Annotated in this window: 10 protein-coding genes; 6 read left to right on the top strand and 4 right to left on the bottom strand. The window is 33.2% G+C overall.

Going from position 1 to position 13,849, the window contains the following annotated elements; all coding sequences use genetic code 11:
* The first annotated feature begins 13 nt into the window (after nt 1-13).
* Nucleotides 14-1,822, top strand: coding sequence for an acyl-CoA dehydrogenase FadE (locus tag HSX10_RS03850; protein ID WP_173586887.1), 1,809 nt, complete (start codon nt 14-16; stop codon nt 1,820-1,822).
* Nucleotides 1,823-1,904: 82 nt separating this feature from the next.
* Here the strand turns inward: HSX10_RS03850 and HSX10_RS03845 are convergent, their stop codons facing one another.
* Together HSX10_RS03845 and HSX10_RS03840 are read right to left on the bottom strand one after the other, a co-directional pair.
* Nucleotides 1,905-3,329 carry an N-acetylmuramoyl-L-alanine amidase gene (locus HSX10_RS03845; RefSeq protein ID WP_173586886.1) on the bottom strand — a complete coding sequence of 475 codons (1,425 nt, stop codon included), beginning with the start codon at nt 3,327-3,329 and terminating at the stop codon, nt 1,905-1,907.
* Nucleotides 3,322-3,708, bottom strand: coding sequence for a BlaI/MecI/CopY family transcriptional regulator (locus tag HSX10_RS03840; protein ID WP_173586885.1), 387 nt, complete (start codon nt 3,706-3,708; stop codon nt 3,322-3,324). Before HSX10_RS03840 ends, HSX10_RS03845 begins: the two co-directional genes overlap by 8 nt.
* Before the next feature lie 148 nt (nt 3,709-3,856).
* Here HSX10_RS03840 and HSX10_RS03835 point away from each other — a divergent pair, with 148 nt between their 5' ends.
* The gene (locus tag HSX10_RS03835; RefSeq protein ID WP_217363227.1) at nt 3,857-4,666 is read left to right on the top strand and encodes a sugar-binding protein; all 810 of its coding nucleotides are present in this window, start codon (nt 3,857-3,859) and stop codon (nt 4,664-4,666) included.
* Here HSX10_RS03835 and HSX10_RS03830 read toward each other — a convergent pair whose 3' ends face one another.
* The gene (locus HSX10_RS03830; protein WP_173586884.1) at nt 4,667-6,478 is read right to left on the bottom strand and encodes a glycoside hydrolase family 15 protein; all 1,812 of its coding nucleotides are present in this window, start codon (nt 6,476-6,478) and stop codon (nt 4,667-4,669) included.
* A gap of 82 nt (nt 6,479-6,560) precedes the next feature.
* On the opposite strand from HSX10_RS03830, the gene HSX10_RS03825 reads away from it, so the two are divergent.
* From HSX10_RS03825 to HSX10_RS03810, 4 genes are read left to right on the top strand one after another with little or no spacing between them, the layout of a single operon-like run.
* A complete protein-coding gene (locus HSX10_RS03825) occupies nt 6,561-8,768 on the top strand; it encodes a bifunctional alpha,alpha-trehalose-phosphate synthase (UDP-forming)/trehalose-phosphatase (protein WP_173586883.1) in 2,208 nt (735 codons plus the stop codon).
* A complete protein-coding gene (locus tag HSX10_RS03820; RefSeq protein WP_173586882.1) occupies nt 8,761-10,107 on the top strand; it encodes a M28 family metallopeptidase in 1,347 nt (448 codons plus the stop codon). Before HSX10_RS03825 ends, HSX10_RS03820 begins: the two co-directional genes overlap by 8 nt.
* Nucleotides 10,108-10,154: 47 nt before the next feature.
* On the top strand, nt 10,155-11,789 hold the full coding sequence (locus tag HSX10_RS03815) for a M1 family metallopeptidase (RefSeq protein WP_173586881.1): 1,635 nt from the start codon (nt 10,155-10,157) through the stop codon (nt 11,787-11,789).
* A gap of 3 nt (nt 11,790-11,792) precedes the next feature.
* Nucleotides 11,793-12,365 (top strand): YdeI/OmpD-associated family protein, encoded by a 573-nt coding sequence (locus tag HSX10_RS03810; RefSeq protein ID WP_173586880.1) that lies wholly within the window; start codon nt 11,793-11,795, stop codon nt 12,363-12,365.
* A gap of 2 nt (nt 12,366-12,367) precedes the next feature.
* Here the strand turns inward: HSX10_RS03810 and HSX10_RS03805 are convergent, their stop codons facing one another.
* A complete protein-coding gene (locus HSX10_RS03805) occupies nt 12,368-13,831 on the bottom strand; it encodes a magnesium chelatase (RefSeq protein ID WP_173586879.1) in 1,464 nt (487 codons plus the stop codon).
* Nucleotides 13,832-13,849: the final 18 nt, after the last annotated feature.

Genomic DNA, 13,849 nt, shown 5'->3' with positions numbered 1-13,849 from the left:
TCTATATAAAATTATGGAAACAACAGATAAAGACTTACTAAGAGGCGGACAATTCTTGGTAAAAGAAACAAATTGTGAAGACGTTTTTACACCTGAAGATTTTTCAGAAGAACAAACCATGATGAAAGAATCCGTAACGGAATTCAACGATCGTGAAATCATTGCACATAAAGCCAGATTTGAAGCTAAAGACTATGCTTTAACTGAAGAAGTCATGCGTAAAGCTGGAGACATGGGCTTTTTAAGTGTTGCTGTTCCTGAAGCTTATGGCGGAATGGGAATGGGTTTTGTATCTACGGTTTTAACTTGTGATTATATTTCTTCTGGTACAGGATCTTTTAGTACTGCTTTTGGTGCGCATACAGGAATTGGAACTATGCCAATTACATTATACGGAACTGAAGAACAAAAACAAAAATACGTACCAAAATTAGCTTCTGGCGAGTGGTTTGGTGCTTACTGTTTAACAGAACCTGATGCAGGATCGGATGCCAATTCTGGTAAAACAACAGCTGCTTTATCTGAAGATGGAAAATCTTATAAAATTAACGGACAAAAAATGTGGATCTCAAATGCAGGTTTCTGTAGTTTGATGATTGTTTTTGCACGTATTGAAGATGATAAAAATATCACTGGATTTATTGTAGAATTTGATAAAGAAAATCCAAACGGAATTACTTTAGGTGAAGAAGAACATAAATTAGGTATTCGTGCGTCTTCTACACGTCAAGTATTCTTTAATGACACTGTTGTCCCTGCAGAAAATATGTTAGCAGGTCGTGGTGAAGGTTTCAAAATTGCTATGAATGCGCTAAATGTAGGTCGTATTAAGTTGGCTGCGGCTTGTTTAGATTCGCAGCGTAGAATTTTAACTACAGCAGTAAACTATGCTACAGAGCGTAAACAATTTAAAACACCTATTGCAGAATTTGGTGCGATTAAAACCAAATTAGCAGAAATGGCTGCCAATGCTTATGCTGGTGAATCTGCAACCTATAGAGCTGCAAAAAATATTGAAGATAGAATCGCAATGCGTGAGGCTGCCGGAAATACACATCAGGAAGCAGAATTAAAAGGTGTTGAAGAATATGCTATTGAATGTTCTATCTTAAAAGTTGCCGTATCTGAAGATGTACAAGCTTCTGCAGATGAAGGAATTCAAATTTTTGGAGGAATGGGCTTCTCGGAAGATGCACCAATGGAATCTGCTTGGAGAGATGCTAGAATTGCACGTATCTATGAAGGAACTAACGAAATCAACAGAATGTTATGTGTTGGTATGTTAGTAAAGAAAGCGATGAAAGGTCACGTAGATTTATTAGGTCCTGCTTCAAAAGTACAAGAAGAACTTATGGGTATTCCTTCTTTTGATACACCAGATTATTCTGAATTATTTTCAGAAGAAAAAGTAATGATTCAAAAGCTTAAAAAAGCATTCTTAATGGTTGCTGGTGGAGCAGTTCAAAAATTCGGACCTCAACTCGAAGAGCACCAACAATTATTAATTGCGGCTGCAGATATCTTAATTGAAATCTATATGGCAGAATCAGCAATTTTAAGAACAGAGAAAAATGCAAAGCGCTTTGGTGAAGACTCACAATCTGCACAAATTGCAATGGCAAAATTATATTTATATCACGCTGTAGATATCGTTGAACAAAAAGGAAAAGAAAGTATTATTTCTTTTGCTGAAGGAGATGAGCAACGTATGATGTTAATGGGACTTAAGCGTTTTACTAAATATGCAAACTATCCAGATATTGTAGATTTACGTATAGAGATCGCAGAAAAAGTAAAAGCAGAAAAGAAATACTGTTTTTAGGTTAGAAGTTAGATTAAGTTAAGTTTAAAAAGCCAATGCTTCCATTTCATGATTATGGGTTGCATTGGCTTTTTTATTTGACTTATTTAATACTTCTAATTTCTAATAAGCCATCGTAAATAGATTGTGCTATTTTCAACTGTTGGTCTTTATCAGTAAGCACTACTCTATCACTTTCATTGGTCATAAAACCTAGTTCTAAATAAACCCCAGGAACTGAAGTGTTTTTTAACATGTAAAGTCCTGTTGTCTCCTTTACTCCTCTATTACCAAAATTACCTAATTGATTTTCTACTAAAATATTAGCAAAAACAAGACTAGTTTCTGCAAGTTCGTGTTTGGGATTGTAATAGGCTTCTGTTCCACTGATAGTTTCATCTGTATTGGCGTTACCATGTAAACTTAAAAACAAATCTGGTTTTTTATTATTTATGAATTTGACGCGTTCACTTAATTCTAAGAATTCATCATTATGCCTAGTTAAAACTATTTCAACTTTATCATCGCTTAATGATGCTAGTACATTTGAAATATTCAATACAATATCTTTTTCATTCACATTAAAAGACTTCTGCCCTGGATCTTTTCCGCCATGACCAGCATCTATGACAACTACAAGGGGCTCTTTTAAATCTTTATAAGAGCTAAATACAAAAATGCCTGCAAGTAGTAAGATAACAGAAGTAATTTTTAAAGTTCGATTAAACATTGAAGTTTTTGATTGATGTAACATAATAATTCGATTTTTGATTTTAATGAAATTAAATCCGCTAGTTAGAGGAACGCGGTATTCCTTTTGTCCTAAATTAATAATGGTATTAGAATAATTTTCGATGGCAATTCCTGATGAAACTGATTTTTCATCGGCTATAAATTCATGATTTTGTAAAATAGATGTATTGTACATCCATACAAATGGATTGAACCAAAATATACACTTCAACAATTCTAAAAGTATAATATCTAAAGTGTGGTATTCTTCACTATGTACGGTTTCATGTGCTAAAACACTTAAATAATCATTTTTAGACAAAACATGATTTTCAGGAATAAACATATAATTAAAAAAACTAGACACCATATCCGAATCGGTAACCGTAATTATTTTTAACCTTTCAACACGTTTATAATCGTGTCTTGTCAACTTATAAATCTTCAATAAATTCTTTAAAAATCGTAACATGAAAAAACCAGAAACCATAAAATAAATAATGAATACAGGATTTATAGATGATTGATGTACTGGTGTAACCTCATCAAAAGTAATAGCTTCGATATGTGGAGTTTCAAAAGTCGACTCTGTAATTCTTTCTAAAGGTATTTCAGTAATACTAGGGACGGCATTAAATAGTTCTATTTCAATAAATGGAGCTACCAAACACAAAAGGATAGAACCAATTAGGAAAAACCGATTAAATTGAAATGTTTTTTGCTTTCTAAGTAACAAGAAATAAACAGCATAAGAACAGCCTAAGCTAATGACGGTATATATAAAATAATTAATCATTAGCTTTCTTTTGGTCCATTTTCTGCTTTAATAAAGCTTGAAGTTCTTCTAGCTCTTGCATAGACAAATCTGCATTTTTTGTAAAAAACGAAGCAAATTGTGCTTTAGAATCATTAAAAAAATGTTGAATCATTCCGTTAACTTGCTTAGTGAAATAATCGTTCTTTTTAAGAATAGGAAAATAAGCTTTGTCTCTACCTAAACGCTCAAAACCAATATAATTCTTATCCGTCATACGTTTTAATAACGTAGAAATAGTAGTATAAGCTGGTCTCGGTTCTGGAAACTTTTCTACAATATCTTTCATAAATCCTTTTTCAAGCATCCATAAATACTTCATTATCTGAAGCTCTGATTTATTAAGCTGTTTTATATCCACAATTATAGTTTTAATACTACAAATGTAGTAATAAAATTTAATTATCCAAATTCAACTTAAAAAATATACCTTTGAGATCATTATTAAAAACTTAGAAAGCCAAGTATCAACTGTAAAGACAGTAAAATTTAATTACAAAAAGTAACCCATGAAAAAAGCCACTTACCTCCTACTTCTTTTAACGCTTCTTTTAACGCTTCTTTTTAATTGTAAAAATGAATCAAAAACAGAGAAAATAAATGCAAATAAAGAAATGACACAACCTTCGCAGAAAACAGCTTCTACTAAAATTGAAAAGCAACTACGAGAAGTTTACAAATCTGAAGACACTATTATTGTAGATGCTGTGGCTAATGATTCTGCATGGGCAAAAAGTAAATGGTATGCTTTAGACCAAGTTTGGTTGGGAGATTCACTTACCAAAGAGGATTATTCTGGTCGTTTTAAATTAAGTTGGACAAACGATGCTCTTTATGTTTTAGCCGAAATAAAAGACGATACATTAATTGATAACATTGCAGATCCATTAGTAAAATGGTGGGATGATGACTGTTTAGAAATTTTTGTAGATGAAGACAATAGTGGTGGAGAACATCAATATAATCACAACGCCTTTGCCTATCATATTGCTTTAGATGGAAATATAGTGGATATGTCTACTGAAAAAATAGGAAAACTGTACAACTCGCATATAGAATCTAAAAATAAAACTATAGGAAATACAACTATTTGGGAAGTAAAAATGTCTTTATATGATGATTCTTATAACGATAAGGGTTCTAATACACCGGTTAAATTAAGTGTAAACAAAAAAATAGGTTTTGCCATTGCCTACTGTGACAATGACAAAAGCCTAGAACGTGAAAATTTTATTGGTTCTATTCCTGTAGAAGGCGAAGATAAAAACAGAGGTTGGATCGATGCTAATATCTTCGGAACACTTCTTTTAAAAGAATAATTAATTCTTTGTTCTAATTGTATTTTTTACATTTTCTTCGGCCGTAGTAACGTTAGATAAATTTATAGCCGTTTCAATGAGTGCTAAATGCGAATAAGCTTGTGGAAAATTACCTAACAAACGTTTCGTTTTAAAGTCTATGTCTTCACTAAATAGACCTAAATGATTACTGTAAGATAATAATTTTTCAAATTGCTCTGTGGCTTTTTGCTCTTCACCTATTTTGTATAAACTATTAATAAACCAGAATGTACAAATGGTAAATGACGAAGATGGTAATCCAAAATCATCTTTAGTTTTATAACGGTATAAAAGCCCTTCGTGACATAAATCGCGCTCAATAGCCTTAACTGTACTTACAAATTTTGGATGTTTAGCATCTATAAAACCGTAAGATTCCATTAGTAAAACAGAAGCATCTAAATCTTCAGAATTATAAGCTTGGGTAAAAGCTTGGACTTTTTCATTCCAGGCATTCTCCATAATATCTGTTCTTATTTCTTCTTCTAATACTTCCCACTTTGATAATTTTGAGGTTTTACCTAAAAGTCTAGCTACTTTTATGGCTTTATCTACAGCAGTCCAACATAACACTTTAGAAAATGTAAAGTGCTGATCACCTTCCCTAAATTCCCATATTCCTTTATCTGGTTCTCTCCAGTGCTTACTTACCACCCAAACAATACCTTTAGTCATGGTCCAAAGCTCTTCACCGTTATCAATATCGTTACTAAAATTAACGAGTAATTGGTGAATCACATCCATTAAAATACCATAAATGTCATTCTGCTTTTGCATGTAAGCGGCGTTTCCTACTCTAACCGGACTCGATCCTTTATAACCAGAAAGGTGGTCTAGAGATTCTTCCGTTAGTTTCTTTTCACCACTAATACCATACATAATCTGTAACTTTTCATCCTTATCTGGCATCAAATCAATGATAAATTTAAGATAACGTCTGGCGATATTTTTATGTCCTAATTGCGACATCACTTTAATCACCATAGAGGCATCTCTAATCCAACAAAAACGATAATCCCAATTTCTAACTTCACCAATAGTTTCCGGTAAAGATGTGGTTGCAGCTGCTAAAACAGCACCTGTTTTATCGTAACTCAACAACTTTAAAGTCATGGCGCTACGAGATATTTGCTCGTTAAACTTTTTATAAGTCGGTGTGCGCTCTAACCAATTTAACCAATATACTTTGGTACGTTCGTATTCTAAGCTTGCGTATTTTAAATGTGGCACAAACAATTTTTCATTGTACCCCACTAAAAAGAAATGATCACTATCTAATACAATTGTATCACCATTTAAAACCGCCTCTTTATCTAAATCTGTATATAAAAATAAAGTATCGTAAGTATCTTCATTATTAAGACTTACAATAAAATCATCTTTTACATAAGTAGACGTTACTCCTTTTGCATATTCTAACTTAGGGTCGTAAGCCACTTTTAATTCTGGCTGACCCGAAACATATTTAAGATATCTAATAAATTCTGGTGGTGAATGATACGTTCCATTTGGCTTGTGATATCTTGGCATAAAGTCAACAACTTCAAAAACATCGTTGCCTTTGGTAAAACGTGTGACTAATATTGCTGTGTTTTCTTGATAAAACTGATCGGTCGTATAGCCGTCATCAACAATAAAACCAAAGCTTCCTCCGATATTATCATCTAGCAATTTTGCGAATACTGATGCAGAATCAAATTTAGGCAAACAACACCAGTCAATAGACGCATCTTTTGATACTAAAGCGGCACTTCTACAATTTCCTATAATTCCGTAATCTAAATTATTCATTAATTTTTTGGTTTAAAATGATGATAAAAATTCTAATTTCTTTAAATTAACGAAAAACTTGAAAACCATCCAAAATATTATCATGAATAAAACAATAATTGTTTCAAACAGATTACCATTACAAATTTCAATTGAAGACGACAAGCTCAATGTAACTCCTAGTGTTGGAGGACTTGCGACAGGAATGAAGTCCGTACATGCAGAAGGAAATGGCATTTGGGTTGGTTGGTCTGGAATTACAGATGAAGATTTAGACGAGAACCTAAAAGCTAAAGTCAATGAAAAAATTGAAAATGCAAAATGTAGATCCGTCGGACTTACAGAAGCTGATGTTGAAGATTTTTACTTAGGATTTAGTAATCGTACACTTTGGCCTTTATTTCACTATTTCTTAGAATATGCTAAATTTGAAACTGAGCAATGGGAAGCTTACAAACGTGTTAACGAAAAGTTTGCAGAAGTTGTATTAGACACTATTGATGAAGGCGACACCGTTTGGGTTCACGATTATCAATTATTACTATTACCACAACTTATTAAAGAAAAAAGACCAGATGTAACCGTTGGTTTCTTTTTACATATTCCTTTTCCGTCATATGAAATTTTTAGAACCTTCCCTTGGCGTAAAGAACTTTTAACAGGGATGCTTGGTGCCGATTTAATTGGATTTCATACTTATGATTATGAGCGTCATTTCTTAAGTTCTGTAAAACGAATTTTACGTTTAGAAGTTAATTTTAATGAAATTACTTATGAAGATAGAATTGTAAAAGTAGATTCGTTCCCAATGGGAATCGATTACGGTAAGTTTTACAATGCAGCACAAGAACATGATAACCCTGACACACAAAAATCTGAACTTCAAAAACGATTAGACACTCATTTAAATGAAGGGGACGACCAAAAGTTTATATTAACTATTGATCGTTTAGATTACACTAAAGGAATCCCAAATCGATTAAGAGCTTTTGAATACTTTTTAAACACCTATCCTCAATATAAAGAAAAGGTAAGATTGGTAATGCTTGCAGTTCCATCGCGTTCTAACGTACCACAATATCAAAAACTGAAACGTGAAACGGATGAATTAGTCGGACGTATTAATGGGGAGTTTTCTACCGTAAGTTGGACACCAATTTGGTATTTCTACAGATCACTTCCTTTTGAAAATCTTATTGATTTATATACCTCATCAGATGTTGCATTAATCACACCTGTAAGAGATGGAATGAATTTAGTAGCCAAAGAATACGTCGCTACTAGAACAAAACAAGATGGTGTTCTTATTTTAAGTGAAATGGCTGGTGCAGCTAAAGAAATGAATGAAGCTTTACTTATTAACCCAAATAGTTTTGAAGACTTTGCTACTGCATTAGACAAAGCTTTAACCATGCCTTTGGAAGAGCAAAAAAGCCGAATGAAAATTTTACAAAAACGTTTAAAACGTTACGATGTAGAAAAATGGGCTGAAGAATTTTTCAAAACTTTAGAAAGCACTAATGAATTACAAGATGTTTTTGTTTCAAAAAAATTAAACGACAAGGATGAAAATAATATTGTTGAAAATTTCAAAAAAGCTAAAAAACGATTAATTTTATTAGATTATGATGGTACTCTGGTTGGTTTTAAAGACAACCCACAAGATGCTAAACCAGATGAGAAGCTTTTTGCCCTTTTAGATAAATTTCAAAATCAAGAAGACACAAAACTTTGTTTAATAAGCGGAAGAGACAAAGCTACTTTTGAACAATGGTATGGCCAAAAAGACTACGATCTTATTACAGATCATGGTGTTTGGATGCGTAAACATAAAAAATGGACACCTTTAGAAATCCTTAAAACCGATTGGATGTCTAGTATAAAACCTATTCTCGAAACTTTTGTAGACCGAACACCAGGTACTTTTATTGAAGAAAAAGAATACTCTTTAGCTTGGCATTATAGAACAGCAGATCCTGAATTGGCACAAATTAGAACCATGGAACTTAATACGGTTTTAACCAGTATGGTAGCTAATAATGAATTATCTGTTTTACAAGGCAACAAGGTTATTGAAATAAAAAGTAGTAATGTTAACAAAGGTAGAGCGACTAGTCAGTTATTAAGAAAGGAAGATTACGACTTTATCCTTATTATGGGAGATGATTGGACCGACGAATATATGTTTGAAGCGGCACCAGAATTAGCAACCACCATAAAAGTGGGGTATGTTAAAACTAAAGCAAAATATCAAATTAAAGGTCCTGAAAAAGTAAGAGAACTTCTTGAAAAACTAACTCTAAATGAATAAAGCCTTATTACTTTTAACCTTAGCATTAAGTTTCAATTTAAGTGCACAAACCGATCTTAAAATTTATGATATTATTGATGCGGTTTCAGAAGACCGTATTAAAAATGACATAAAAACCTTAGCTAATTTTGGTACACGACATACGCTTAGTGATACCGTCTCAAAAACAAGAGGTATTGGTGCTGCACGTCGTTGGATAAAATCGGAATTCGATAACATTTCTAAAGATTGTAAAGATTGCTTAGAGGTTTTCTTTCAAACTAATTTTGTAGAAAAAGGCAGTAATCAACGCATTATAAAAGATGTAAACGTGGTGAATGTCGTTGCCATACAACGTGGTACAAAATACCCAAACCGCTTTATTATAATGAGTGGTGATATTGACTCTAGAGTTACCGATCCTAATGATTATACGTCTGATGCACCAGGAGCCAATGACAATGCTACTGGTATGGCTGGTACTATGGAAGCGGCAAGAGTATTATCGCAATACAAATTTGAAAATAGTATTATTTATGTTGGACTTTCAGGTGAAGAACAAGGTTTATTTGGCGGACAAGGTTTAGCTCAATATGCACAAGAAAAGCATTGGGATATTATAGGTGTTTTAAATAATGACATGATTGGGAATATATCTGGCGTAGATGGTGTTATTGATAATAGAACATTTCGCATTTTTTCGGAACCCATAACTACCGCAGAAACTAATCCTGAAAAATTAGCCAAACAAGCTAGTGCCCGACGTTATTATGGTGGTGAAGTTGATGGTGTTTCGCGTCAATTGGCACGCTATGTTTATAAAACGACAAAAACGTATATGCCAGAAATGAACCCGATGTTAGTTTATAGATTAGATCGTTTTGGACGTGGTGGACATCATAAACCTTTTAACGATGCTGGTTTCCCAGCACTTCGAATTATGGAAGCGCACGAAAATTACACACAACAACACCAAGATATTAGAACGGAAAACGGTATTAATTACGGCGATACGTTTGAGCATGTTAATTTTGCTTACTGTAAAAAATTAACCACGGTGAATGCTATTACTATGGCAAGCCTTGCTTTTGCCCCACCATCGCCTACAGAAGTAAGCATTGGAGGTATTGTAGAAGCTTCTGCAAAATTGCAATGGACAAAAGTAGAAGGCGCAAAAGGTTATAAAATTTACTGGAGAGATACAACATCACCAACTTGGGATTACAGTCGTTATGTAGAAAACACAACCGAATTCACACTAGATGGTATTGTTATTGATAATTCTTTCTTTGGTGTAGCTGCTGTAGCAGAAGACGGACACGAAAGCGTTGTTGTTTTTCCAAATAAAATTTTAAGATAAAAACCTTTCCTTTATTTTCACGGCAGAAATAAGATTATAAAATCCCTATGAGAACCATTGTATTCGTACTTTTTACATTGTTTATATTTTTAAACGGCCAAAGTCAAGGGCTACTTACTGAAAAGAATAAGTTCACACATCAAGATACTTTAAGAGGAAGCATTACACCAGAACGTGAATGGTGGGATTTAACCTATTACCATTTATATGTTGAAGTTAAACCTGACGCAAAATTTATTTCAGGAAAAAACACCATTCAATATAAAGTATTAAAACCGCATCAGGTAATGCAAATAGATTTGCAACCCCCTTTACAAATCACTAAAGTTCTTCAAGATGGTGAAGAATTACAAATAAGACATGATGGTAATGCGCATTTTGTAACACTAATTAACCAACAAAAAATTGGAACAGTTAACAGTATTGATGTTTTTTATGAAGGTCAACCAACGGAAGCCAAACGCGCACCTTGGGATGGTGGGTTTTCTTGGAAAAAAGACCACAACGACAAAGATTTTATAGCCACCTCTTGCCAAGGTTTAGGCGCTAGTGTTTGGTGGCCAAACAAGGACCATATGTATGATGAAGTCGATAGTATGCTCATTAGTGTTACCAACCCAAAAGGGCTCACTAATGTTTCTAACGGTCGTTTACGAAAGCTAATCGATAATGGTGATACCGTAACTTCGCATTGGTTTGTAAGCAACCCAATTAATAATTACGGTGTCAATATTAATATAGGTGATTATGCAAATTTCTCTGAAGTTTATAAAGGCGAAAAAGGAGATTTAGACATGAATTATTATGTTTTAAAGGATAATCTTGAAAAAGCTAAAGCACATTTTAAAGATGCCCCTAAAATGATGGAAGCTTTTGAATATTGGTTTGGTCCTTATCCTTTTTATGAAGACAGTTTTAAGTTGGTAGAAGTGCCTTATTTAGGTATGGAACACCAAAGTTCAGTAACCTATGGTAATCAATATAAAGAGGGTTATTTAGGTCGAGATTTATCAGGAACAGGTTGGGGGTTGAAGTTTGATTTTATTATTATTCATGAAGCCGGACACGAATGGTTTGCTAATAATATTACCAATAAGGATATTGCTGACATGTGGATTCATGAAGGGTTTACGTCCTATTCTGAAAATCTGTTTTTAGATTATTACTATGGAAAAGAAGCTTCTGCAGATTATGTTATAGGAACACGTAAAAACATTCAAAACGATAGACCTTTAATTGGTTATTATGATGTGAATAACGAAGGGTCTAGCGATATGTATTATAAAGGTGAAAATTTAATACACACACTTCGCCAATTGGTAGAAGATGATGAAAAATGGCGACAAATACTACGAGGCTTATCGTCTACATTTTATCACCAAACGGTAACAACAAAACAAATTGAAGATTATTTAAGCCAACAAACAGGCATTGACTTAACAGCTTTTTTTAATCAATATTTAAGAACGATAAAAATTCCGACTTTAGAATATCGCATTAAAAAAGGTAAATTAAAATACCGTTGGATAAATACGGTTGAAAATTTTGATATGCCTATTCAAGTTGAAATCAACGGTAAATCGGAATGGTTATTTCCTAAAATGAAATGGCAATCTAAAAAAGTAACTTCAGAAGATTTTATCATAGATAGAGATTTTTATGTCAACGCAAAAAAAATATAACTATTGGAAATCCCTGAATTATACTTTAAAACAGATACAGAATGGCGCCAATGGTTGCAAGAAAACCATGATTCTGAAAAAGCGATACACTTAATTTTCTATAAAGTAGATCACGAAAAAGAGTCTATGCGTTGGGAAGAAGCTGTAAAAGTAGCTCTTTGTTACGGTTGGATAGATGCTACGGTAAAAAGTTTAGGCAATGGTAAACGCAGACAATATTTTTGTCCTAGAAAACCCAAAAGTGTTTGGAGTGCGGTTAACAAAACGTATATAAAAGAATTACAAAAAGACAACTTAATGCATCCAAAAGGTCTTGATTCTATTAAGATTGCTAAAGAGAATGGAAGCTGGACAGCTCTAGACGCTGTTGAAAAAGGTATTATTCCTGAAGATCTTCAACTTGCATTTAATAAAAACAAAAATGCTTATACCAATTTTCTCAACTTTGCACCGAGTTACAAAAAAGGTTATTTATATTGGCTCAATCAAGCCAAACGTGAAGATACCAAACAAAAAAGAATCGCAGAGATTATAAAATTCTGCGATTCTAATATTAAAAACCGTGGTAATCGGTAAATTTATAATCCACTAATATAATTACCATAAGGATCTTGGAATTGCATGCCTTCCGAATAACTATACTTACTCAATTTTTTAAATTGTGTTAAACCCCAAAGAATAAATTCTTTTTCAAAATACACATCTCTCGGATCCAGCTCTGGTTGATAATCCGCAATTAAAGCATCTAGAGGTGTTACCTCATCTATTTTAGCTTTGTAAGCTTCATCATTAAATTCATTTAACAATTCAAAACCATCACCATTAAAAAACCATGAAATTAAATCATCATAAGGCGTTTCATCACCTTGTTTTTCTAACTTTTCTACTTTAGGGAAATATTTAGGAAATAAGGTTTTTACTGCGGCTTCCATTAAAGCATTTGCCACAAAGTCTGCACCTTCTTGTTCCCCTTCGTAAACCAATTCTACTTTTCCTGTAATGGCCGGAATGACACCTACAAAATCAGATAAACGAATCACGGTTTCTGTGTCACCAGCAATTAAAGCACGACGTTCTGCTGTGCTTAATAGATTTTCAAAAGCTGTAATACTCATACGTGCACTTACACCACTTTTAACGTCGACATATTCACTCTCTCTCGCTTCAAAACTAATTTGTTCTAATAAATCTTTTGCTAACTCAGGGACATAAACTGATTCTGATTGTCTGTTGTCTAGTTTTGCCTCTTGTGAGGTAATGGTTCTCGCTATTTCTATATTTTCAGGATAATGCGTTAAAATCTGAGAACCAATTCTATCTTTTAAAGGTGTTACAATACTTCCTCTATTGGTATAATCTTCAGGGTTTGCTGTAAAAACAAATTGCATATCCAAGGCTAATCGTAACTTGAAACCTCTAATTTGAATATCACCTTCTTGTAGAATATTAAATAAAGCTACTTGAATACGTGCTTGTAAATCGGGTAATTCGTTTATAACAAAAATGCAACGGTTAGCACGTGGAATCATTCCATAATGAATCACACGATCATCGGCATAACTTAATTTTAAATTCGCTGCTTTTATAGGATCTACATCCCCAATAAGATCGGCAACCGTAACATCTGGAGTTGCTAATTTTTCAGCAAAACGATCATCGCGATGTAACCATGTAATTGGTGTTTCTTCGCCTTTTTCTGCAATTAATTCTATTGCAAATCTAGAGATTGGTGCTAAAGGGTCGTCATTAATCTCAGAACCTTCTACTACCGGAATGTATTCATCTAAAAGCGTCACCATCTTACGCGCCAAACGTGTTTTTGCTTGACCTCTTAATCCTAATAAATTAATATTATGGCGTGACAAAATAGCGCGTTCTAATTCTGGAATCACAGTATTTTCATAACCGTGAATCCCTTCAAATGTAGTTTTCTTATTTTTTATATTTTCAATCAAATTATCTCTCAATTCATCTTTTATAGATTTAGATTGGTAACCTGATGCTTTTAATTCACCTAATGTTTTTATGTCTTCTTTTTTCATAACTTTTATTTTTTTTAG

The organism is Winogradskyella undariae, assembly GCF_013285155.1.
GTDB classification, from domain to species: Bacteria; Bacteroidota; Bacteroidia; order Flavobacteriales; family Flavobacteriaceae; genus Winogradskyella; species Winogradskyella undariae.
Note: the sequence above shows the minus strand (reverse complement) of the source record. Positions and strands in the feature narration are given on the sequence as shown.